19 protein-coding genes are annotated in these 22,148 nt (G+C 66.6%); 5 read left to right on the top strand and 14 right to left on the bottom strand.

What is annotated here, in order from left to right; all coding sequences use genetic code 11:
• Window positions 1-174: 174 nt before the first annotated feature.
• Entirely contained in the window at window positions 175-942 is a 768-nt protein-coding gene (locus QX124_RS03305; protein WP_315796256.1) for a DUF2147 domain-containing protein, read from the top strand.
• A gap of 78 nt (window positions 943-1,020) precedes the next feature.
• Here the strand turns inward: QX124_RS03305 and QX124_RS03300 are convergent, their stop codons facing one another.
• Window positions 1,021-2,388 (bottom strand): ATP-binding protein, encoded by a 1,368-nt coding sequence (locus tag QX124_RS03300; RefSeq protein ID WP_315796255.1) that lies wholly within the window; start codon window positions 2,386-2,388, stop codon window positions 1,021-1,023.
• Complete coding sequence (locus QX124_RS03295; RefSeq protein WP_315796253.1) at window positions 2,378-3,145, bottom strand: response regulator; 768 nt, start codon at window positions 3,143-3,145, stop codon at window positions 2,378-2,380. The genes QX124_RS03300 and QX124_RS03295 overlap by 11 nt, the downstream gene beginning before the upstream one ends.
• Before the next feature lie 230 nt (window positions 3,146-3,375).
• Between QX124_RS03295 and QX124_RS03290 the strand changes: the two genes are divergently transcribed.
• From QX124_RS03290 to QX124_RS03280, 3 genes are read left to right on the top strand one after another with little or no spacing between them, the layout of a single operon-like run.
• Window positions 3,376-4,851 (top strand): efflux transporter outer membrane subunit, encoded by a 1,476-nt coding sequence (locus tag QX124_RS03290; protein ID WP_315796252.1) that lies wholly within the window; start codon window positions 3,376-3,378, stop codon window positions 4,849-4,851.
• 41 nt (window positions 4,852-4,892) lie between these two features.
• The gene (locus QX124_RS03285) at window positions 4,893-6,185 is read left to right on the top strand and encodes an efflux RND transporter periplasmic adaptor subunit (protein ID WP_315796251.1); all 1,293 of its coding nucleotides are present in this window, start codon (window positions 4,893-4,895) and stop codon (window positions 6,183-6,185) included.
• Window positions 6,185-8,146, top strand: a complete 1,962-nt coding sequence (locus QX124_RS03280) for a MacB family efflux pump subunit (RefSeq protein WP_315796250.1) — start codon at window positions 6,185-6,187, stop codon at window positions 8,144-8,146. Before QX124_RS03285 ends, QX124_RS03280 begins: the two co-directional genes overlap by 1 nt.
• Before the next feature lie 46 nt (window positions 8,147-8,192).
• On the opposite strand, the gene QX124_RS03275 is transcribed toward QX124_RS03280, so the two are convergent.
• From QX124_RS03275 to cyoA, 7 genes are read right to left on the bottom strand one after another with little or no spacing between them, the layout of a single operon-like run.
• Window positions 8,193-8,726 (bottom strand): response regulator transcription factor, encoded by a 534-nt coding sequence (locus tag QX124_RS03275; RefSeq protein WP_315713466.1) that lies wholly within the window; start codon window positions 8,724-8,726, stop codon window positions 8,193-8,195.
• Window positions 8,716-10,068, bottom strand: coding sequence for an ATP-binding protein (locus QX124_RS03270; protein WP_315796249.1), 1,353 nt, complete (start codon window positions 10,066-10,068; stop codon window positions 8,716-8,718). Before QX124_RS03270 ends, QX124_RS03275 begins: the two co-directional genes overlap by 11 nt.
• Before the next feature lie 46 nt (window positions 10,069-10,114).
• Window positions 10,115-10,948 carry an SURF1 family protein gene (locus tag QX124_RS03265; protein ID WP_315796247.1) on the bottom strand — a complete coding sequence of 278 codons (834 nt, stop codon included), beginning with the start codon at window positions 10,946-10,948 and terminating at the stop codon, window positions 10,115-10,117.
• Window positions 10,948-11,313 (bottom strand): cytochrome o ubiquinol oxidase subunit IV, encoded by a 366-nt coding sequence (cyoD, locus tag QX124_RS03260; protein ID WP_315796246.1) that lies wholly within the window; start codon window positions 11,311-11,313, stop codon window positions 10,948-10,950. The genes QX124_RS03265 and cyoD overlap by 1 nt, the downstream gene beginning before the upstream one ends.
• Entirely contained in the window at window positions 11,310-11,939 is a 630-nt protein-coding gene (gene cyoC, locus QX124_RS03255; protein ID WP_315736742.1) for a cytochrome o ubiquinol oxidase subunit III, read from the bottom strand. Before cyoC ends, cyoD begins: the two co-directional genes overlap by 4 nt.
• Window positions 11,936-13,945 (bottom strand): cytochrome o ubiquinol oxidase subunit I, encoded by a 2,010-nt coding sequence (gene cyoB, locus QX124_RS03250; RefSeq protein WP_315796244.1) that lies wholly within the window; start codon window positions 13,943-13,945, stop codon window positions 11,936-11,938. Before cyoB ends, cyoC begins: the two co-directional genes overlap by 4 nt.
• Window positions 13,946-13,955: 10 nt before the next feature.
• Window positions 13,956-15,131, bottom strand: a complete 1,176-nt coding sequence (gene cyoA, locus QX124_RS03245) for a ubiquinol oxidase subunit II (protein WP_315796242.1) — start codon at window positions 15,129-15,131, stop codon at window positions 13,956-13,958.
• A 154-nt stretch (window positions 15,132-15,285) separates the two neighbouring features.
• Between cyoA and QX124_RS03240 the strand changes: the two genes are divergently transcribed.
• Window positions 15,286-16,596: an MFS transporter gene (locus QX124_RS03240; protein ID WP_315796240.1), complete on the top strand. Its 1,311-nt coding sequence runs from the start codon at window positions 15,286-15,288 to the stop codon at window positions 16,594-16,596.
• A gap of 4 nt (window positions 16,597-16,600) precedes the next feature.
• On the opposite strand, the gene QX124_RS03235 is transcribed toward QX124_RS03240, so the two are convergent.
• The 5 genes from QX124_RS03235 to QX124_RS03215 form a co-directional block, all read right to left on the bottom strand.
• The gene (locus QX124_RS03235) at window positions 16,601-18,313 is read right to left on the bottom strand and encodes a thiamine pyrophosphate-binding protein (protein ID WP_315796238.1); all 1,713 of its coding nucleotides are present in this window, start codon (window positions 18,311-18,313) and stop codon (window positions 16,601-16,603) included.
• A 28-nt stretch (window positions 18,314-18,341) separates the two neighbouring features.
• Window positions 18,342-19,280 carry an AEC family transporter gene (locus QX124_RS03230; RefSeq protein WP_315796236.1) on the bottom strand — a complete coding sequence of 313 codons (939 nt, stop codon included), beginning with the start codon at window positions 19,278-19,280 and terminating at the stop codon, window positions 18,342-18,344.
• A gap of 37 nt (window positions 19,281-19,317) precedes the next feature.
• Window positions 19,318-20,871, bottom strand: coding sequence for an AMP-binding protein (locus QX124_RS03225; protein WP_315796235.1), 1,554 nt, complete (start codon window positions 20,869-20,871; stop codon window positions 19,318-19,320).
• Between the two features lie 81 nt (window positions 20,872-20,952).
• The gene (locus QX124_RS03220; RefSeq protein WP_315796234.1) at window positions 20,953-21,585 is read right to left on the bottom strand and encodes a hypothetical protein; all 633 of its coding nucleotides are present in this window, start codon (window positions 21,583-21,585) and stop codon (window positions 20,953-20,955) included.
• Window positions 21,582-22,112, bottom strand: coding sequence for a c-type cytochrome (locus tag QX124_RS03215; protein ID WP_315755013.1), 531 nt, complete (start codon window positions 22,110-22,112; stop codon window positions 21,582-21,584). The genes QX124_RS03220 and QX124_RS03215 overlap by 4 nt, the downstream gene beginning before the upstream one ends.
• Window positions 22,113-22,148: the final 36 nt, after the last annotated feature.

Genomic DNA, 22,148 nt, shown 5'->3' with positions numbered 1-22,148 from the left:
TCGATCAATCGACGGGCGGCTGTCGGCCGGCGGCGTGCCATCGCCCACCTTCCCGCGCGGAGTTGTCGTCTTCAGACGCGCATCCGTCGGCTGTGATCTCTGTCACAGATCGCGCCGGCGCCCGCGTTTAACAGGTCCCTCAGGTTCACGACGCCGTCCCGAGGGAGCTCATCCATGAAGACCGTCTTTCTGGCCGCAGCAGCCGTTCTGATCGCGAGCAGCGCCGCGCAGGCCGGCAGCTCGATCGCGTTCAATTTCGACGGACACAAGATCCGCGTCACCGTGCCGCGCAACTGCCAGTCGCTGTCCTGCCTGCAGGTGTCCGGCATCGACCTCAGCGGGCTGACATCGTCCAAGCTCGACGATGATGCGCCGGCGAGCAGCGCGCCTGCGGCCAGCGCTCCGGCTCCCGCCGCCGCGGCGCCTGCTGCGCCGGTCGTGAATGCGCCAGCGCCCGTCGCCGCCGCGCCAGCCGTGGCCGCGCCCCCCCCCGCAGCGCCCGCTTCCGTCGCGCCATCCACGACGGGGCAGATGCCGGTGCCGCCGGCACCGGTCGCGGCGACCGCGCCTGCTCCCCAGCCTGCTCCGGCACCCGCGCCGGTCACCGTCGCCGCGGCGCCTGCCGCAGTTCAGCCCGCCCCGGCGCCGGCGGCCGATCCGAACTCGCCGCTCGGCCTGTGGGCCACCGAGGGCGGCAAGGGCAACGTCGTGATCGAGCCGTGCGGCGCCAACATCTGCGGCTTTGCCGAGAAGACGCGCGAGAAGATCCTGATCAACATGAAGCCGAAGGACAGCAAATGGGTCGGCCGCATCCACGATCCGGACGGCGGCGGCAATTACGACTCCACCGTCGTGCTCAAGAGCCCGAACACCCTGCGGGTCCAGGGCTGCGCCTTCGGCGGCCTGTTCTGCGGCGGCCAGACCTGGAAGCGCGTGAGCTGATCGCCGTCCCTCGACATCGGCAAACGCAAAGGCCCCGCCGGGATCAGCACCGGCGGGGTTTCTTTCTCGTGGCGTCTGCTACGCCACCTTGGCGGGGATCGCCGAGGGCATCGCGATGCGCAGCGGCAGCGACAGCCGCACCCGCAGACCGCGCGGGGCGTTGGGCATCAGCGCGATGCCGCCGTCATGCTTCTTCATGATCTCCTGCGCGATCGACAGCCCGAGGCCGAAGCCGCCGGCGGAGCGCGCCTGGTCGAGCTTGACGAACGGCTCCAGCGCGCGCGCCTGCAGCGCCTGCGGAATGCCCGGACCGTCGTCGGCGACCTCGATCGCGATCATGCCGTCGGCCAGGGTCGACAGGCTGACCACGACCTCGCTGCCATGCTTGACCGCGTTCTCGACCACGTTGGTGACGGCGCGCGACAGCGCCCGGGCCCGGCCCTCGCAGACCAGCCGCGACGGTCCATCGAAGGTGACGGCGTGGCCGACATCGGCGAAGTCGCAGCAGATCGTCTCGAGCAGGCTCGCCAGCTCGATCCGCGCCGGCTGCTCGGCCTTGGTGTCGTCGCGCAGATAGTCCAGCGTCTCGTCGAGCATGCGGCTGACCTGGTCGATGTCGCGCAGCATCGCGCTGCGCATCTCGCCCTGTCCGATGCGCTCCGAGCGCAGCCGGAGCCGCGTCAGCGGCGTGCGCAGATCGTGGCTGATCGCGGCCAGCATGCGCGTGCGGTCGTCGAGCAGCGCGCGGATGCGCGCCTGCATCTCGTTCAGCGCCTCGGCGACCTGGGCGATCTCCCGGGGCCCGCGCCGGCTCAGCGGCTCCTGCGCTCCCGGCGAGCGGCCGAACGCCGCCGCCGCGCGCGCCATCTCCGACAGCGGCCGGATGATCGCCCGCGCCGCGTAGATCGACAGCAGCACGCCCAGGATCAGGATGAGGAACAGGAACACCGCCGTCGGCTTCAGCACCATCGACCAGAATTCGAGGCGCGGCACGTCGTCGAACACCAGCGCACGCTCGCCGTCGACCTGAACGATGATCTGGGTCGGCGGCGACGCGCCATAGCCGACGCCGTGGAGCAAGGTGATGTCACGCAGCACGCTGAGCTGACGGCGGGCCAGCCGCGAGGTCCATGGCACGTCCCTGACCGGCTTGGCGAGCAGCGTGAGCGAGGTCAGCGGCACGAGCTCGACCTGGATGCCGGAGCTGCGCAGGCTCGACAGGCTGCTGTCGACGGCCACGGGGTCGTTCGCGGCGCGGACGAAGTGCACCGCCTCGGCCACGCGCGCGATGCCGTAGGCCGGCGATTCCTGCTCGTCGGGCGGATCGAGGAACAGCAGCGCCGCCGCGATCATCACGACCATGCCGAACAGCACCGACAGCGACGCCAGCGTCACGATCTGCGTGGTGAGGCCGAGGCGCGGGCACGGCTTGCTATCAGGCGTCATCGATGCTCTCGACTCTTGGCGTGAAGACGTAGCCGCCGAGGCGCACCGTCTTGATCAGGGTCCAGCTCCTGGCGCCGGGCTCGATCTTCTGGCGGATGCGGCTGATGTGAACGTCGATGCTGCGCTCGACCGGCCCGGCCTGCCCGCCATGCGCCAGCTCGATCAGTTGCTCGCGCGACAGCACCCGGCCGGCGTTGCGGCAGAACGCCAGGAGAATGTCGAACTCGGCGCTCGTCAGCGTGATCTTGACGCGGTCGGGATCGAACAGCGTGCGCGTCGCCGGCTCGATGCGCCAGCCGTCGAAAGTCATCGGCGCCTGCCGCGCCGCGATCACGGCGGGATGCAATTGCGAGCGGCGCAGCAGCGCGCGTATCCGCGCCACCAGCTCGCGCGGATTGAACGGCTTGACGACGTAGTCGTCGGCGCCGAGCTCGAGACCGAGGATGCGATCGATGTCCTCGCCCTTCGCCGTCACCATGATGATCGGCACGGTCGAGATCTGGCGAAGGCGGCGACAGATGCTCATGCCGTCATCGTCCGGCAGCATCACGTCGAGCATGATGAGGTCGACCTGCTCGCGCTGCAAGAGGTCGTTCATTGCGGCCGCGGAGGACACGAAGCGCGGCGCGAAGCCGTGCTCCTGCAACAGCTCGGTGAGCAGCGCCGCAATCTCCCGGTCATCTTCGACGCAGAGAATGCGCGCAGCTGCCGGTATGTTTGCGTCTGCGGCCACGGCGGTATTGTGTGACGACATCATGCGCGGAACATGGTCGATTTGAGTCCAAAAGAACAGCCCGAAGCGAGCTCCGATCGTGGCAAAAGTAAGCTGTATTGTTAAGGCGGAAACATTTCTTCACGCGACTTAATCCTGCGAAATTGGTATCACGCCTAGGCTTTACGCATCAGACAAGCATCAACAGGGAAGTCCTGCGGCATGGCTCTTCAGCCGGCGCGGCCCTCTTCCGAACCGCGATCGTCTCAGCCACCGTGAAGCCTCTCCTGCTCGCACTCTGCCTGGCCACACCGCTGCTCGCCGGCTGCGCCGTCGGGCCCGACTACGTGAAGCCGGATTTCGGCATGCCCCAGAGCTGGAGCAGCGACCGCAACAAACCCACGCAAGCGCTGAAGCTCGCACATTGGTGGCGCAGCCTCGGCGATGTCATGCTCGATCAGCTGATCGCAGACGCCGTCAGCGGCAATCTCGACGTCGCCGCCGCCAAGGCGCGCATCCGCGAGGCGCGGGCGACGCAGCGCCAGGCCATCGGCGCACTGTTTCCCACAGTGAGCGGCACCGGCACGGCGACGGAGACCCGCAGCGCCGGCAGCTCGACGAGCGGCATCGCGATCGCTCCTACCACATACAGCCAGTACCAGGCCGGCTTCGATTCGAGCTGGGAGCTCGATCTGTTCGGCGCCAACCGCCGCGCGGTCGAGGCGGCGGGCTATGGCGTCGACGCCGCGGAGGACGATCTGCGCGCGACCTTGCTGACGCTGATCGGCGACGTCGCCTCCAACTACATCGATGCCCGCGCCTATCAGGCGCGGGTGGCGCTGGCCCGGCGCACGGCGGCCTCGCAGCGCGAGACCGCGGCGCTGACCGAGCGCAAGCAGACTGCCGGCTCGGCGTCGGCCGTCGACACCGCCAAGGCCTCCGCGCTCGCCGCCAGCACCGAAGCCACCATCCCGACCTATGAGAGCAGCTATCAGCAGGCCGTGCACCGGCTCGGCGTGCTGCTCGGCCGCGACCCGGCCGCACTGAGCCTGCGCCTGTCGCGCACTGCGGCGATCCCGGCGCCACGCCTGCCGTTGCCGAAGGGCATCCCGGCCGACGTGCTGGTGATGCGGCCGGACGTCCGCAAGGCCGAGCGGCAGCTCGCACAGTTCACCGCGAAGATCGGACAAGCGACGGCTGCGCTGTATCCGGACGTCAGCCTCAGCGGCTCGGTCTCGACCAGCGCGCTGAAGCTCGGCGATCTCGGCAAGAGCTCGACCATCGGCTGGTCGATCGGCCCCAGCGTGTCGGTGCCGATCTTCAACGGCGGCAAGCTGCAGGCGGCGGTGGAGATCGCCGAGGCGCAGCGCGACGAGTACCACGTCGCCTGGCAGAGCGCCGTGTTGAGCGCGCTCGAGGACGTCGAGAACGCCATCGTCAATCTCGCCCAGGAACGCATCCGCATCCGCAGCCTGACGGAGTCGGCGCGACGCTATGGCGAGGCTGCACGGCTGTCGCGCTCGCTCTATCAGACGGGGTCCAGCACTTTCCTCGACGTGCTCGACGCCGAGCGCTCACAATTCACGGCCGAGGACAATTTGCTCGCCAGCCGCGCGACCTTGGCGAAAAACTACGTCGCACTGGCCAAGGCTTTGGGCGGCGGTTGGACCGGCGCGATCGACAGCTCGCGGCCCGAGGTCGTCGACAGCGGCACCGGGCCGCATCTCGCGCAGTCCGTCGACCCCAAATAGCCCACGTCCTGAATTCCAAAACGTGTTTCCGAAATGATCCGATGAACGCACCCTTGTCCCACATGCCCCGAGCGGTCGCGGTCGATGACGGCCACGCGCCGGGACCGAAGCCCAAGCGGCCGCGCCGCTGGCCGCTGCTGATCGTGGGAGCGCTCGTCGTTCTGGCCGCCGCGATCGTGCTGGTCATGAGGCTGACCAGCAATCCCAACGCCAATCTCGTCACCGCACCCGTCACGACCGGCGACATCGAGCAGACCGTGCTCGCCACCGGCACGCTGAAGCCGGTCAAGCTCGTCGCGGTCGGTGCCCAGGCCTCGGGGCGCCTCGTCGCGCTCAACGTCAAGCTCGGCCAGAAAGTGAAGGCCGGCGACCTGATCGCCGAGATCGACTCGCTGACGCAGCAGAACACGCTGCGCACCAACGAGGCGAGCCTGCGGAACGTGCGGGCGCAGCGTGACGAGAAGGTCGCCACCCTGGCGCTGGCCGAGGCGAACCTGGCGCGGCAGCAGGTTACGCTGGCGCAGAAGGCGTCGTCGCGCGCCGACTATGACAGCGCCGAGGCGACCGCGAAGCAGACCCAGGCCCAGATCGCGCAGCTCGACGCGCAGATCGTCGAGGCCGAGGTGGCGATCGAGACCGCGCGCGTCAATCTCGGCTACACGAAGATCACGGCTCCGATCGACGGCACCGTGCTGTCGATCGTCACCCAGCAGGGCCAGACCGTGAATGCGGTGCAGTCGGCACCGACCATCGTCGTGCTCGGCCAGGTCGAGACGATGACCGTGCGGGTGGAGATTTCCGAGGCCGACGTGGTCAAGGTCCGGCCCGGACAGAACGTCTATTTCACCGTGCTGGGCGAGCCCGATCATCGCTACGAGGGCACGCTCGGATCGATCGAGCCGGCGCCCGAATCGATCAAGAGCGATTCGAGCTTCTCGTCGAGCACGACGACCACGTCGAGCAGCAGCTCGTCCTCGTCCACCACGTCGTCGGCGATCTACTACAACGGCGTGTTCGACATCGCCAATCCGGACGGGCGGCTGATGACCTACATGACGGCCGAGGTCCACATCCTTCTCGGCGAGGCCCGCAAGGTCCCGACCATTCCGTCGTCCGCGCTTGGCAACGCCAATCCCGACGGCAGCTACACGGTGCGCGTGCTGACCGGCGCAGGAACACTGGAGAAGCGCACCACTCACATCGGCCTCAACAACAAGATCCGGGCCGAGGTGCAGTCCGGCCTGCGCGAGGGCGAGCGGGTCGTCATCTCGACGCCCGACGAGGGGCCGAAGCGAACCGTGATGCCGCCGCCGGCCTCCTCCGGAGGTCCGTGATGGCGGAGGTGCTGATCGATCTGCAGAACGTCGGGCGGTGCTACGCCTCCGGCGAGAGCACCGTCCATGCCTTGCGCGGGGTCGACATCCAGATCGCGCGCGGCGAGATGGTCGCCATCATCGGGCAATCTGGCTCCGGCAAGTCGACGCTGATGAACATTCTGGGCTGCCTCGACCGCCCGACATCCGGCAGCTACCGGATCGCCGGCCGCGAGATGGGCTCGCTCGATCCGGACGAACTGGCGGCGTTGCGGCGCGAGCATTTCGGCTTCATCTTCCAGCGCTACCATCTGCTGGGCGAGCTCACGGCCGCTGAGAATGCCGAGGTCCCGGCCGTCTATTCCGGGCTCGGCCCCAATGCGCGGCGCCGGAAGGCGGCGGCGCTGCTGCAGCGGCTCGGCATGGGCAGCCGTACCGACCACAAGCCGGGTCAGCTCTCGGGCGGCCAGCAGCAGCGGGTCTCGATCGCCCGCGCGCTGGTCAACGATCCCGACGTGATCCTGGCCGACGAGCCGACCGGCGCGCTCGACCGCGCCAGCGGCGAGGAGGTACTGCGCATCCTCGACGAGATCAGCGCCTCCGGGCGCACCGTCATCATCGTCACCCACGATCCGAGCGTCGCGCAGCGCGCCCGGCGCATCATCGAGATCGAGGACGGCCGCGTCATTTCCGACCGGCTCAACCCGCGCACTTCGGGACCAGCACCAGCCGCAGCGGCCGAAGACCACGCAGCGCAGGCGGCGTCGTGGTGGCGCAGCCAGCTCGACCGTTTCCGCGAGGCCGCGCGGATGGCGCTGCTCGCCATGAATGCGCACCGGATGCGCGCGTTCCTCACCATGCTCGGCATCATCATCGGCGTCGCCTCGGTCGTGCTGGTGCTGGCGCTCGGCAAGGGCTCGCAGGCCAAGGTGCTGAAGGACATCAACCGGCTCGGCACCAACACGCTGGAATTCTTTCCCGGCAAGGATTTCGGCGATACGCGCTCCAGCAAGATCAGGACGCTGGTGCTAGCCGACGCCAAGGTCATGGCGCAGCAGCCTTATGTCGATGCCATCTCTCCGACGGTCTCGACCACCAGCACGTTGCGGTTCGGCGCGATCGAGGTCAGCGCCCAGATCTCCGGCGTCGGCGAGCAGTATTTCCGGGTCAAGAACACCGAGCTCGCCGAAGGCAGCTATCTCGATGCCGATACCGTGCGCTCCTACGCCCAGGACGCCGTCATCGACGACAATGCGCGCAAGGCACTGTTTCCCGATTCCGACGTCAGCCCGCTCGGCAGCGTGGTCCTGATCGGCAAGGTGCCCTGCCGCGTCGTCGGCGTCACCAAGCAGCAGCAGGCCGGGTTCGGCTCCAGTTCCACGCCGATCGTCTATCTGCCCTACACCACCGTGCAGGCGCGCTTCCTCGGCAACCAGGTGCTGCGCAGCATCAGCGTCCGCGTCGACGAGGCGACGCCGATGGCTGCGGCCGAGCGTGCCGCAACGGCGCTGCTCACGGAGCGGCACAACGCCAAGGATTTCTTCGTCCTCAACACCGACGACATCCGCAAGACCGTCGAGAGCACCACGCAGGTGCTGACCCTGCTGGTGGCGGCCATCGCCGTCATCTCGCTGCTGGTCGGCGGCATCGGCGTCATGAACATCATGCTGGTGTCGGTGTCGGAGCGCGTCGGCGAGATCGGCGTGCGCATGGCGGTCGGCGCGCGGCGCAGCGACATCCTGATGCAGTTCCTGATCGAGGCCGTTCTGGTCTGCCTGCTCGGCGGCGCGCTCGGCCTTGCGCTCGCGGTCGGCTTCGGCACGGTCTTCAACGCGCTCGACGTCGGCTTCCAGCTGATCTATTCGCCGCTCGCAATGGTCGGCGCCGCCGTCACGTCGATGGCGATCGGCATCGGCTTCGGCTACATGCCCGCCCGCAGCGCCTCGCGGCTCGATCCGGCAACGGCTCTGGCAAGGGAGTAGGTCGGAAAGAATGAGCTCCACTCCTCCGGACAACAACCGTATCGATCTACTTCACCGGGCGTTTCTCCAGCTTGCGCGCGAGCGTCCGGCGATGCATGCCGAGCCGTCTTGCAGCTTCGGAGATGTTGAAGTCGGTCTCGATCAGGGTCTGGTGGATGCGCTCCCATTCCAGCGTCTTGATCGAGGTGGAGCGCTCGGCCAGGGCCACTTGCGCATTGCCCTGCGCCTTGCGGAACGCCTCCTCGATGTCGTCGGTGTTCGACGGCTTGGCCAGATAGTGGCAGGCGCCGAGCTTGATCGCCTCGACCGCCGTCGCGATGCTCGCGAAGCCGGTGAGCACCACGATCAGCATCTCCGGATCATGAGCATGCAGCTTCTCGACGCAGACGAGACCTGAGGCGCCGCCGAGCTTGAGATCGACGACGGCATAGCCGAACGTCTTTTCTTTGAGGATCTCGTCGACGTCCTCGAGCGAGCCGGCGACGACGGCCTCGTAGCCGCGCCGTTCGAACGACCGCTTCAGGGTGCGTGCAAAACCGTCATCATCCTCGACGATCAAGAGGGACAGGTCATTCGCCATCGCGCTCTCCAATGACAAGCGTCGACAACGGCAGTGACAGCCGCACGGTCGCCCCACGTCCTCGGTGGTTCCAGGCCGATACGCTGCCGCCCAGCTTGCGGATCACGTTGACCACCAGGAAAAGGCCGAGGCCGCGGCCCGGGCGGCCCTTGCTCGACTGATAGGGACGTCCGAGTTGACCTAGCATCGCCGGATCAAAGCCCGGCCCGCGATCGCTGACGCTGAGCAGCAGCTGATCACCATCTCGTTCGGCCACGAACTCCACCCACTCGCGCGAGACTTCGAACGCGTTGTCGAGCACGTTGACGATCGCCTGCTTCAGCGCGACGTCGGAGACGATCGCCGGATCCGAGCCGAACTCGTTGCGGAACATCAGATTGCGTGCCGAGCGCGCCACGCTCCATTCGGCGACCAGCGTCGTCAGGAACGCCTTCAACGTCGTGGGCGCCGAGCCTTCGCCGCGCGCCTGACCGGCCGAGACCAGGATGTCGGTGACGATCGACTTGCAGCGCTGCACCGCCGCTTCCATTTCGGTGAAATCCTCCGCGAGCGCCGGATCGGCAGAGATCGCGGTCATGCGGTGCCAATCGTTCAGGATCACCGAGATCGACGCCAGCGGCGTGCCGAGCTCATGCGCGGCGCCTGAGGCGAGCAGGCCCATGCGGATGATGTGGTCCTGCTCGACTGCGTGCTGGCGCAGATCGGCAAGCTTGGCGTCGCGCTCGCGCAGGTTCCGGTTGATGCGGGTGACGAAGACGACGAGCAGCACGGCGTCGAGCACGAAGCCGACGAACATGCCGGTGATGTGCAGGGTGAATGCATCGCTGACGTGACGCTGCGGCAGTTGCAGGGGACGGTACTCGATGGTGAGCCAGATGAAGCTGAGCACCGTCAGCGCGACCAGCGACCAGGACGAGCGCGCATCGAGCAGCACGGCCCCCAGCGTGACCTGCAGCAGATAGAGGCACGTGAACGGATTCGACGCGCCGCCGGTGAGATAGAGCTCCGATGTCAACGCCACGACGTCGAGCATCAGGGCGATCAGCAGGTGACGATTGCCGACGTCGTCATGCGTGCGCAGCCAGATATGGCTGGCGATATTGAGCGCCACCAGCGCGCAGATGATCGCCGCCATCGGCAGCAGCGGCAACGCAATGCCGAACCAGGTGGTCACGAAGCCGATGGTGACGATCTGACCGACCACGGCGATCCAGCGCAGCTGGATCAGCAGCACCATGTTCTTGCGGTTGGTCGCGTCCTTCGTCGGCAGCGGCGCGTTGATCTCGGGTGTGGCGATCGCGGCCACGGCTCCAAACGGCAGATTAGGGGCCTCGCTTCTCATGAGGCCACGTCCGATCTCCGCCGGCAGAACGGCGAGCTTCGATCCCTCAAGACGCCGCCCCGCATCCACCCATGTCCTGCCGCCGCTGATCCCATTCCACATCCTGCGCTGCCGGCGCTTCGCGCTCACTCTGCCCGCGGCGGAGCCGCTGCAGCCCGGCGCCGGCCAGCATGAGGGCCAATGTAAACCAGGTCAGCGCGTAAACCAGATGGTTGTTCGGAAACGAGATCACCGTGAGTCCCCCGATCGGAAGCCCGCCGGGATTCGGGGTCGCATCGGCATCGACGAAGAACGGTGCGACGTCGGACAGACCGCGCGCCGCCGCGATCGCCGCGACGTCACGTGAATACCAGCGATTCCCCGCGGGATCGTTGTGGCGCAGGAAGCCGCCGCCAGGCTCGGAGATCCGCAGCAATCCGGTCACGTTGACTGCGCCATTCCGGTTCCCGGCGCTGCGGCTTGCGGGGTCGCGGCGATCCGCGGGCACGAAGCCGCGATTGACGAGCACGGCTCCGCCGGCGGTCTGCAGCGGCGTCACCACCCAATAGCCGGAGCCCTCGACCGTCAGCGCCTGGACCAGCGTCTCGCGGTCGTTGAGGAAGCGGCCGCTCAACGTTATCAGCTTGTACTCGTCGTCGCTGCGATCGATGGCCGGCCAATCCGCCGGGCTCGGCGCCGGCACGGGCGCGGCATGAACGCGGCGCTCGACGCGATCGATCAGGTCGAGCTTCCAGGCCCGCCGCTCGATCTGCCAGACGCCCAGCGCCAGCAGCATCGCGACGCAGGCAACCCACGCCGCGCCGATCGCGAGCCGCAGCGCGCCGAATCGCCCGCGGCTGGCCTCGTCGCGTTCCCCTGCCCCGTCGGCAGGAGCTGACATCACGGCGTCTGGCCCATCTCGTGCACCGGCATCATGTTGGTGGTCAGGTGATGCATGACCCAGAGCGAGCCGCTGAGCGCGATCACCACCATGATGATCGTGAAGATCAGCGCCATCATGGTCCAGCCACCCTCGGCCTTGGTGTTCATGTGCAGGAAGAAGACCATGTGGACGACGACCTGCACGGCCGCGAACGCCATGATGATCAGCGCCGTGGCCTGCTTGTCGAGCGAGCCGGTCATGACCAGCACGAACGGGATGGCGGTGAGTACGACCGAGGCGCCGAAGCCGATCAGTTGGCCCGAGCGCGTGCCGGCATGGTCGTCGGCGGAACCGTGCGCGTGAGCATGGACATCAGAGCTCATCGAAGCATTCCCATCAAGTAGACGAAGGTGAAGACACCGATCCAGATCACGTCGAGGAAGTGCCAGAACATGCTGAGGCAGACCAGCCGCCGCCGGTTGGCCTCGATCAGGCCGTGGGTCCTGACCTGCACCATCAGGGTGACCAGCCAGACCAGACCGAACGTCACATGCAGGCCGTGGGTTCCAACCAGCGTGAAGAACGACGACAGGAAGGCGCTGCGCTGCGGCGTCGCGCCCTCATGGATCATGTGCGCGAACTCGGTCAGTTCGATGCCGAGGAAGGCGAGGCCGAACAGCCCCGTCACCACGAGCCAGGCCTGCATCGCGCCAACGCGGTTCCGCTGCATCGACAGCATCGCGAAGCCATAGGTGAGCGACGACAGCAGCAGGAACGAGGTGTTGACCGCGACCAGCGACAAGTCGAACAGATCCTTCGGCGCCGGCCCGGCGGCGTACTTGGCGCCGAGCACGCCATAGACGGCGAACAGGATCGCAAAGATGAGACAGTCGCTCATCAGATAGATCCAGAAGCCGAGCATCGTGCTGCTGCCTTCGGGATGCTCGTGCTCGTCGACGACGTAGAAGACCGGCTCGCCGGCCTTCAGAGTGCCCATCGCAACGGTCATGACTTGGCTCCTGCGGCGAGCAGCTCGGTGCGCGCACGCTCGGCGCTGACAACCTCATCGGCCGCGATGTGGAAGCTGCGGTGATAGTTGAAAGTGTGGCCGATCACGACCGCGAGCAGCGCCAGGAAACTTCCGGCCGCCATCCACCACATGTACCAGATCAGGCCGAATGCCATGGTGGTGCTGAGGCCCGCCAGGATCACGCCGGTACCGGTGTTGCTCGGCATGTGGATCGCCTTGAAGCCGGCGAGCGGACGCGCGTAGCCGCGGCGCTTCATGTCCCACCAGGCGTCATTGTCGTGCACCACAGGCGTGAAGGCAAAATTGTAGGCCGGCGGCGGCGACGACGTCGCCCACTCCAGGGTGCGCGCATTCCACGGATCGCCGGTGACGTCGGCGAGCTGCTCACGCCTGACAATGCTGACCGCGATCTGGATCAGGAAGCTCGCGATGCCCAGCAGGATCAGGAACGCACCGATGCCGGCGACGACGAACCAGATCTGCAGGCTCGGATCGTCGAAGGTGCGCAGCCGACGGGTCACGCCCATCAGGCCGAGCACGTAGAGCGGCATGAACGCGAAATAGAAGCCCACCGTCCAGAACCAGAACGACATCTTGCCCCAGAGCGGGTCGAGCCTGAAGCCGAACGCCTTCGGGAACCAGTAGGCGATGCCGGCGAACAGGCCGAACAGCACGCCGCCGATGATGACGTTGTGGAAATGCGCGACCAGGAACAGGCTGTTGTGCAAGACGAAGTCGGCCGGCGGCACCGCGAGCAGCACGCCGGTCATGCCGCCGATCACGAAGGTCAGCATGAAGGCGACCGTCCACATCATCGGCAGCTCGAAGCGGATGCGGCCGCGATACATCGTGAACAGCCAGTTGAACATCTTCGCGCCCGTCGGGATCGAGATGATCATCGTGGTGATGCCGAAGAAGGAGTTCACGCTGGCGCCGGAGCCCATCGTGAAGAAATGGTGCAGCCAGACGAGGTACGACAGGATCGTGATCACGACCGTGGCGTAGACCATCGAGGTGTAGCCGAACAGGCGCTTGCCCGAGAAGGTCGAGGTCACCTCGGAGAAGATGCCGAAAGCCGGCAGGATGAGGATGTAGACCTCCGGATGGCCCCAGATCCAGATGAGGTTGACGTACATCATCGGGTCGCCGCCGAAATCATTGGTGAAGAAGTTGGTGCCGACGTAGCGGTCGAGCGACAGCAGCGCCAGCACCGCCGTCAGCACCGGGAAGGAGGCGACAATCAGCACGTTGGTGCACAGCGAGGTCCAGGTGAAGACTGGCATCTTCATCATGGTCATGCCGGGCGCACGCATCTTGACGATGGTGCAGATCAGGTTGACGCCGGACAGCAGCGTGCCGACGCCGGCGACCTGCAGGGCCCAGATGTAATAGTCGACGCCGACATCCGGACTGTAGGAGAGGTTCGACAGCGGCGGATAGGCCAGCCAGCCGGTGCGCGCGAACTCGCCCACGAACAGCGAGCACATCACCAGCACGGCGCCCGACGTGGTCATCCAGAAGCTGAAATTGTTGAGAAACGGGAACGACACGTCGCGGGCGCCGATCTGCAGCGGCACGACATAGTTCATCAGACCGGTGACCAGCGGCATCGCCACGAAGAAGATCATGATCACGCCGTGCGCCGTGAACACCTGATCATAATGGTGCGAGTTCAGGTAGCCCTCGGAGCCGTTGAACGCGATCGCCTGCTGCAGCCGCATCATCAGCGCGTCGGCGAAGCCGCGCAGCAGCATGACGATACCGAGCACCATGTACATGATGCCGATGCGCTTGTGGTCGACGGTGGTGAACCACTCCTTCCAGAGATAGCCCCACAGCCGGAAATAGGTGATAGCGCCGAAAAGCGCGATGCCGCCGAGCGCGACCATCGCGAAGGTGCCGACGATGATCGGCTCGTGCAGCGGCAGCGACTCCAGCGTGAGCCGGCCGAAGATCAATCGGGTGAGATCTGACGTGTCGAACATGATGTGACCCTCACGAATCCGACTTGGAGGCTGGCCCCGTGATGAAAGACGCCTTCGACGGCCGCAGCAGGCTGGGCCGTTCAAGGCCGCGGCCCTGCAGCGGCGTCCAATCGAGCGGCGCGAGAACGGTGGGCGACGATTCCGCTGCCATCCGCGTGACCTGATCGCCCGGCAGGCAGACGCCGCCGGCGACGAAGCTCGGCTCGGCGCCGAAGACGGCGCCACGCGCGGCGAACTTGTCGTAGGCGAGCGGCAGCGTGTTGCGGACGCCGGCCAGGCCCATGCCGCCTCTCGCGTCGATCGCCATCATCTCGCTCATGCACATCTTGCCCGATTCGACGCACATGTTGAGGATGGCGCGGAACAGGTCAGCATCGACCGAGGCGAAATGGCGGACCGGCTCGTCGGTGCTGGGACGCTCAAGCACGAGATAATCCGGCTTGCCGAGGTGATTGCCACTGGCCTTCGCCTTCTCGATCCAGCCGGAAAACTCCGCATCCGACAGACCATGAAAGGCAAAGCGCATGCTGGAAAAGCCGGCACCACTATAGTTGGCCGAGAAGCCGCGATAGACGCCGGGCTTGTTGATGACCGCGTGCAGCCGGCTCTGCATGCCCGGCATCGCATAGATCTGGCCGGCCAGAGCGGGGATGTAGAACGAGTTCATCACCGAGGACGAGGTGATCTTGAAATCGAGCGGCCGGTTGACCGGTGCGGCGAGCTCGTTGACGGTGGCGATGCCATATTCGGGATAGATGAAGAGCCACTTCCAATCGAGCGCGACCACGTTGACCTCGAGCGGCTTGTCCTGCGGCGTCACCGGACGATCGACCGCGATGCGCCCGAGCGTGCGGTAGGGATCGAGCAGATGCGTGCCCATCCATGTGACCGCGCCCAGGCAGATGATGATGAGCAGCGGCGCCGCCCAGATCAGAAGCTCGAGCTGGGTGGAGTGATCCCAATCCGGCGTATAGGTCGCCGCCTGGTTCGACTGGCGGTAGCGCCAGGCCACGATCGCCGTCGCCGCCATGACGGGCACCACGATCAAGAGCATCAGCACGGTCGCGATGATCACGAGATCGCGCTGTTGGGCGGCGACATCACCGGAGGGGGCGAGCACGACCAGATTGCAGCCGCCGAGCGCGAGCCCCAGCGGCAGCAGAGCCAAGGATTTCCAGTAACGCACGCTTAACCTCGTCGCACGGCGGATCTCTGAACGAGGCCTCACCTAGCGACCGGACGACACGGCCGACATTGGACAATTTGTCCAATACCGGAGCGGCGCCGAGGACGACAATTACGGGGCGCGAATAGAGTACGAGAGGACTGCAGGCAGCGCGATGACACAGGCAGCGGCGACCGCCGACGGCGAAACCCATCTCTCCCGCACGCATGAGGCGCATCCGGGCGAGATCGCGATCGGCGTGATCATCGGGCGGACGTCGGAGTTCTTCGACTTCTTCGTCTATGCCATCGCCTCGGTGATCGTGTTTCCGCGCTTGGTGTTTCCGTTTGCGGACGAGCTGACGCAGACCCTGTATTCGTTCGCGCTGTTCGCGCTCGCCTTCCTCGCGCGTCCGTTCGGCAGCGTGATCTTCATGGCGATCGACCGCCGCTACGGCAAGAGCGCCAAGCTGATCACCGCATTGTTCCTGCTCGGCACCTCGACCGTCGCGATCGCGTTCCTGCCGAGCTATCACACCGTCGGTGCCGCGGCGATCTGGCTGCTGGCGCTGGCGCGGATCGGCCAGGGTCTCGCCTGGGGCGGCGCCTGGGACGGGCTGGCGTCGCTGCTCGCGATGAATGCGCCGGAGCACCAGCGCGGCTGGTACGCGATGATTCCGCAGCTCGGCGCGCCGCTCGGGCTGATCGTCGCCAGCGTGCTGTTCGCGTTCTTCGTCGGTTATCTCTCCGCGGCCGACTTCTTCGACTGGGGCTGGCGGTACCCGTTCTTCGTGGCGTTTGCCATCAACGTCGTGGCGCTGTTCGCGCGGCTGCGCATGGTCGTGACGCCGGAGTATGATGAGCTGTTCCAGTCGCGCGAATTGCAGCCGGCACGCGTCATCACCACGATTCGGCACGAGGGCCGCAACATCGTGATCGGCGCCTTCGCGCCGCTGGCGAGCTTCGCGCTGTTCCACATGGTGACGGTGTTTCCGCTGTCCTGGGTGTTCCTGTTCACCAAGGAGACGCCGGCGCGCTTCCTGCTCATCGAGGCCGTCGGTGCGGTGTTCGGCGTCGTCGCCATTGTCGCGTCTGGCATGCTGGCCGACCGTATCGGTCGCAAGTCGCTCTTGATCGGCTCGGCGATCGCAATCGCGGTGTTCTCGGGCTTCGCGCCGCAACTGCTCGACGCCGGCCCGGTCGGCGAGACCATCTACATGGTGCTCGGCTTCATCCTGCTCGGCCTGTCGTTCGGCCAGTCCTCGGGCGCGATCGCCGCCAACTTCGCGCGCACCTATCGCTACACGGCCTCGGCCCTGACCGCCGACCTCGCTTGGCTGTTCGGCGCCGGCTTCGCGCCGCTCGCCGCCCTGCTGCTGGCCGCCTATCTCGGCCTGATTTCGGCCGGCGGTTATCTCTTGTCCGGCGCCGTCTGCACCCTGCTCGCGCTGTGGCTCAGCGCGCCGCGGCAGCTGCAGCAGGTGTGAGGCCTCACGAGCCGCGCCACTTCCGTTCCGCCTCGTCCCACGCCGCGAGCGGCTGCAGGTCCGGCACCCAGGCGAGGCCAGTCTTGGCGTCCGACGACACCGCTTCCGGCGTGACGACCATGTCGAGCAGCGCCGGGCGGTTGGCCAGCGCGCGCTGGATTGCGGGGCCGAGCTGCTCCTCGGTCTCGACGCGCTCGGCATGCATGCCGAAGGCGCGCGCCATGGCGGCGTGATCGGCGAATTGCAGCTTCGTGCCGACGACCTTGCCATGTGTCACGGCCTGGTCGTGCACCTCGATCTGCCAGGCGCCGTTGTTGGCGACGACGATCAGCACCGGAGCCTTGTGGCGCACCGCGGTGTCTACCTCGATCGCGTTGAAGCCGAAGGCGCCGTCGCCGGTCGCGACCACCACGGGCTTGTCGGGAAAAGCGAGGCTCGCGGCGATGCCATAGGGCACGCCGATGCCGATGCAGCCGAAGGGGCCGGGATCGAGCATCAAGGGCGCGCTCAGGCCAACGCGGGCAAAGGACAGGAAATCGCCGCCGTCAGCGATGACCACGGCGTCATTGCCGATCGCCTCCTGCAGCGCCGAGAGCACGCGATTCGGATGCAGCCGCCCGTCCGAGCCGGCCGGCGCCGTCGCCATGCTCTGCTTCAGCTTGGCCGCGCGCTCCTGATGCGCGGCCCGCAGTTTTGCGGCCCATTGCCGATCGATGGCCGATTCGCGGTTGCCCGCCAGCGCCACCATCGCGCGCAAGGTCCCCGCTGGTGTCGCCAGGATCTCGGCCCCACCGCGCCGATTGTCGCGCAGCTCGCTCGCGGTGTCGCTGATGCGGACGAACTTGGCGTCCTTGAACACGGCAGGCGAGCCGTAGGCGAGCTGGAAGTCGAGCCGGCGGCCGACCGTCAGCACCACGTCGGCATCACCCATCACGGCGCCGCGCATTGCACCGACGACCGAGGGATGATCGTCGGGCACGAGCCCCCTGCTTTCGCCGGTGTCGAGATAGACCGCGCCGAGCCGGTCGAGCAGCGCGATCAGCTCGGGCCCGGCGCCGCGCGCGCCGCGGCCGGAGATGACGAGCACACGGCGCGCCGACCACAACAGCTCGACCGCCTTCTCGACCTCGGCCGGATCAGGCCGTGTCGCCGCGCGCGGCTTCGGCGCGAGATGCTCCTCGAGTTGCAGCGCCTTCGGCACGACGCCGCGCAGCGTGTCGACGGGAAAATCGATGAAAACCGGGCCAGGCTCGCCGCCCTCGCCGAAGGCACGCGCGATCGCCTCGTCGAGCTCCTGCAGCACCAGCGACGGCTCGCGCACGGTGCGCGCATAGCGCGTGATCGAGCGCACGAGCTGGGTGTGATCCATGTCCTGCAGGCCACCGCGGTTCTCCTGCGGCCGCGGATTGCCGCCCGACATCACCAGCACCGGCGCGCGCGAGACGTGGGCATTGGCGATGCCGGTGATCGCGTTGGTCACGCCCGGCCCCGCGGTGACCAGCGCGACGCCGAGCTCGCCGGTGAGCTCGGCATGCGCCTGCGCCATGTGCACGGCGGCGCGCTCGTCGCGCACGTCGATGATGCGGATGCCTTCAGCATCGAGCCGCATCCAGATCGGCATAATGTGGCCGCCGCACAGCGCGAACACGCGGCTGACGCCGCGGCGCTTGAGCAGGCGGGCGATCAGATCGGCGGCACTGTCGGGAGAGATCTTCATCTGACGACTCCTGCGGATGGTGACGTGATCAGCCCGGCGCGAGCCAGGCCACGAGCAGCGAGACGGTGAGAACGGCTGACATGTGCGAGACGAGAATCGAGCCCGAGGTGACGCCGGCCTCCAGACCATAGAGCTTGGCGATCGTGAACGGCCCGGAGCCGATCGGCAGCGCGCTCAGGATCACGGCGGAATGCGACCACAGCGGCGGCATCGAGAACACGTGGAAGGCAAGCAGCGCGGTGACCGCCGGCTGCATCACGAGCTTCAGCGATACGAGAATGCCGATCGAAGCCGCATCGTGCGTCACCGCCCGTTCCTGCGCCAGGAACAGGCCGATGCACACGAGCGCCGCCGGCGATGCTGCTCCACCAAGCAAAGTCGTGAAGCTCAGGAACGGCGCTGGCAATGCAAAGCCGCTGAGGCCCACAGCGAGCCCGGCCACGGGCGCGATGAACAACGGGCTCGTCAGCAGCGAACGCGCGACCTTGACGACCGTCGCCCCGAGCGTGGCGCCCTTCTGAAGATCCATCTCGACGACCACGATCGCGAACAGGAACAGCACGCAGGCCGTGAACAAGGTAGCGATGATCGAGGCCGGCGCGCTGTCCGGACCGAACACCAAGAGGCACATCGGAATGCCCATGAAGCCGACATTGCTGTAGCCGGCGTCCAGTCCCTCGATGCTGGCGTTGGCAACGCGACGGCCGCGCAGACGGCTGATCACGAAACCGGTCGCGAACGTCGCGGCAATTCCGCCGCAGAAGGCGCCGATGAAGCCGAACTGGCTGACCTGCTCGACGCCGATCCTGGACATCGCCGTGAAGATCAGCGCCGGCAGCGCCAGATAGACCGCGAAGCGGTTGAGATTGTCGGTCGCGGTGCGGTCGAACACACCGAACCAGCCGCACAGGAATCCGGTCAGGATCAGCGCGAAGATCGGAAGAGCGGAATTGAGGACGGCCTGCATCGCAGCTACATATCAGACCGTACGGCATTGCCGCGGCTCACTGCGTAAATCTCTTCTTCAATTCGCGATGCAGGATCTTGCCTGTCGCGTTGCGCGGCATCTCGCTATCGGTGATGAAGGCGTAAGAGCGCGGCCGCTTGAAGCCGGCGAGCCGTTCTTTCGCCCATTCGGCCAGATCGCCCTCCTTCACCGCCATGCCGTCGCGCGGCACGATCACGGCATGGACGCGCTCGCCCCATTTGTCGTCGGGCAGGCCGATCACCGCGATGTCCTTGACACCAGGATGCGCGCCGACCATCGCCTCGACCTCGGAGGGATAGATGTTTTCGCCGCCTGAGATGATCAGGTTGCTCTTGCGGTCGGCGAGATGGATGTAGCCGTCGGCATCGCGACGGGCCATGTCGCCGACCGAGCAGTAGTCGCCGCGGAACGCCTCCTTGGTCTTCTCCGGCAGACGCCAATAGCAGTCGAAGGTGTGAGCGTTCGAGGAATAGAGCTCGCCTGCCTCGCCGTCTGGCACCTCATGTCCCGCATCATCCAAGATGCGGATGGGCGCGGCGCCGACGCATTCGCGCCCGACCGAGCCGAGCTTGGTGAACTGCTCATGCGGATGCAGCATGGTGACCCAGCCGGTCTCGGTCGCGCCATAGAGCTCGTAGAGCCCGGACTTCGGGAACATCTCCATCACCTCGCGCTTGGTCTCCGGGCGGGCCGGCGCCGAGGAGATCATCAGCTTGGTGACCGCGCTGAAATCATGCTGCGCGCGCACCGCGCGCGGCAGATCCAGCATCATGATGTAGTGCGTCGGGACCAGCGAGGTGAACGTGGAGCCGCCGTCCGCAAGCGTCGTCACGGCGTGCTCGGGATCGAAACTCTTGCGCGAGTAGATCGAGTTGACGCCACCGATATAACCGAACGCGCCGAAGAAGTTCAGCGAGTTGGCGTGGCACATCGGCATCACCAGCAGCGCGCCGTCGTTGCGGCTCAGCTTCAGCTCGATCTCGGTGACCATCGACAGGAGGACAGCACTGCGATGGCTGCGCAGCACGCCCTTCGGCTTGCCGGTGGTGCCGGAGGTGTACATCAAGGTCCAGGGATCGGACAGCGCGACCTGCTGGTCGGGCTCCCGATCCGCGGCCATCGCAATGATGTCCTCATAGCCGCGATAGCCTGCCGGACGCGGCTTCGCGCCGAAATGGATGAAGCGGTCATCGGCGATGCCGAGATCCGTGCGCGCCTCCTCGACCAGGCCGACGAGTTCGTCCTGCACGATCATCGCCGCCGCTTCGGCGTTCTGGACGATGAACTGCACCTCGGACGCGGTGAGGCGGAAATTGATCGGCAGCGCCACCAACCCGGCTTTGGCTGTGGCCGCATAGATCTCGCACCATTCAACGCAATTGTAAGCAAGGATCGCAACGCGATCGCCCTTGGCAAGGCCGAGCCCGAGCAGCGCGTTTGCGAGCCGGCACGTGCGCTCATTCCACAGCGCAAAGCTCATCGCACGTTCGAGATCGCGGGCACCGGTGCGCTCCGGCGACATGCGCGCATGGGCCGACAGCATCTGCCCGAAATTCAAGAGATCCCTCATCGTCGTTTCCTCCCGGCAACCGGGTTCACGACGCCGACTGGCGCGCGCCTCCAGCGGAGCGCGATGAAGGTCGGCGGCGGGCTAGTTGATATCCTTGGTGATCCGCACCAGCGTCTGATCGACGAAGCTCTTGGCGTCTTGATCCGGCTTGCGGAACAGCTCGCGCTCGACCGTCAGCGTCCGACCGGGCACCGTCTTCTTGCAGACCTCGCGCAGGAACACGCCGCCGACCGGCTGCTCGCCCGCCGTCGGCTCCAGCTCCTTGCAGTTCCAACCCTCGGCGCCATAGCGCGACTTCACCTGGTTGCCGAGCAGGAACGCCTTCTTGCGAATGTAGAGCCGCGCCCTCGGATCGGTCTCGATCGTCAGGCCGGTGACAGTGCCCTTGTCGTCGACCAGGACCGTCAGCAGCACGGGATGACCGGCCACCTTGGTGCCGTCCTGGCTGGTCTCCGGATCGAAGTCGAAACGCACCGCATGCCGCGCCTGCTCGTCCGCGGGACAATCGCGCCACGCCGACCACGCACTGAGCTTGCGGTTTGGGTCCTTGGCGCAGGTCAGATTGACATAGCCCTCACTAGGCAGGTCGCCGACCGGCATGCCGACGGTGATGTCACGCAGATCGTAGTTCGGCACGGCCTGCGCGGAGGCCGCATGCATCAAGAACGGCAGCACGAACGTGGCGAAGATCGCAGCGCAGGTTGACCGTTTCATTTCGATGGCTCGCTTGCAGGCTTGCTGGCATTCGCCTTGTAGATATCGCAGACCCGGGACGTGTTGCCGAAGAAGGCGGTACACTCGTCGTAGCTCGGCTCGCCGCGTCCCTTGATGTGCGCGAGCACGTAGTCCGCGACCGCCTCGATATCGTTGGGCCGCAGGAACACGCCGCCTTCGGGCGGCATGCGCTCGCCGACATCCTGGCGGCTCATGTCGTAGCACTTCGCCGTGTCATAGGAGCCGCGCGCAAAGTACGGCATGCCCGTGCCGGGACGGCCGCAGGTGACGGTCTCGACGATGTGCTGGCGGTCGAGCTCGGTCTTGCGCAGCGACAGCGCGTCGCCGCCGTAGCCGCCGCCGCCATTGCCGTGCCATTTGTGGCAGCCGACGCAGTTCGCACGCTTGAACACGGCTTTGCCGGCATCGGTCGGATCTGCCGGCGCCGCAGACTGCGCCAATGCGAGCGAAGCGGAGCCGAGGACGAGAGCCGACGCCACAGCGAACGTGATCGCACTGAGTTTCATCTGATTTTCTTGTCGAACAGGGGATGAGGACGGAGC

It is taken from the genome of Bradyrhizobium sp. SZCCHNRI3043, assembly GCF_032377735.1.
In the GTDB taxonomy this organism is placed as follows: Bacteria; Pseudomonadota; Alphaproteobacteria; order Rhizobiales; family Xanthobacteraceae; genus Bradyrhizobium.
Note: the sequence above shows the minus strand (reverse complement) of the source record. Positions and strands in the feature narration are given on the sequence as shown.

Coding starts and splice junctions, on each gene's coding strand:
- QX124_RS03305 (WP_315796256.1), top strand. CDS start 175: ATGAAGACCGTCTTTCTGGCCGCAGCAGCCGTTCTGATCGCGAGCAGC.
- QX124_RS03300 (WP_315796255.1), bottom strand. CDS start 2,388: ATGACGCCTGATAGCAAGCCGTGCCCGCGCCTCGGCCTCACCACGCAG.
- QX124_RS03295 (WP_315796253.1), bottom strand. CDS start 3,145: ATGATGTCGTCACACAATACCGCCGTGGCCGCAGACGCAAACATACCG.
- QX124_RS03285 (WP_315796251.1), top strand. CDS start 4,893: ATGAACGCACCCTTGTCCCACATGCCCCGAGCGGTCGCGGTCGATGAC.
- QX124_RS03280 (WP_315796250.1), top strand. CDS start 6,185: ATGGCGGAGGTGCTGATCGATCTGCAGAACGTCGGGCGGTGCTACGCC.
- QX124_RS03275 (WP_315713466.1), bottom strand. CDS start 8,726: ATGGCGAATGACCTGTCCCTCTTGATCGTCGAGGATGATGACGGTTTT.
- QX124_RS03270 (WP_315796249.1), bottom strand. CDS start 10,068: ATGAGAAGCGAGGCCCCTAATCTGCCGTTTGGAGCCGTGGCCGCGATC.
- QX124_RS03265 (WP_315796247.1), bottom strand. CDS start 10,948: ATGTCAGCTCCTGCCGACGGGGCAGGGGAACGCGACGAGGCCAGCCGC.
- cyoD (WP_315796246.1), bottom strand. CDS start 11,313: ATGAGCTCTGATGTCCATGCTCACGCGCACGGTTCCGCCGACGACCAT.
- cyoC (WP_315736742.1), bottom strand. CDS start 11,939: ATGACCGTTGCGATGGGCACTCTGAAGGCCGGCGAGCCGGTCTTCTAC.
- cyoB (WP_315796244.1), bottom strand. CDS start 13,945: ATGTTCGACACGTCAGATCTCACCCGATTGATCTTCGGCCGGCTCACG.
- QX124_RS03240 (WP_315796240.1), top strand. CDS start 15,286: ATGACACAGGCAGCGGCGACCGCCGACGGCGAAACCCATCTCTCCCGC.
- QX124_RS03235 (WP_315796238.1), bottom strand. CDS start 18,313: ATGAAGATCTCTCCCGACAGTGCCGCCGATCTGATCGCCCGCCTGCTC.
- QX124_RS03230 (WP_315796236.1), bottom strand. CDS start 19,280: ATGCAGGCCGTCCTCAATTCCGCTCTTCCGATCTTCGCGCTGATCCTG.
- QX124_RS03225 (WP_315796235.1), bottom strand. CDS start 20,871: ATGAGGGATCTCTTGAATTTCGGGCAGATGCTGTCGGCCCATGCGCGC.
- QX124_RS03220 (WP_315796234.1), bottom strand. CDS start 21,585: ATGAAACGGTCAACCTGCGCTGCGATCTTCGCCACGTTCGTGCTGCCG.
- QX124_RS03215 (WP_315755013.1), bottom strand. CDS start 22,112: ATGAAACTCAGTGCGATCACGTTCGCTGTGGCGTCGGCTCTCGTCCTC.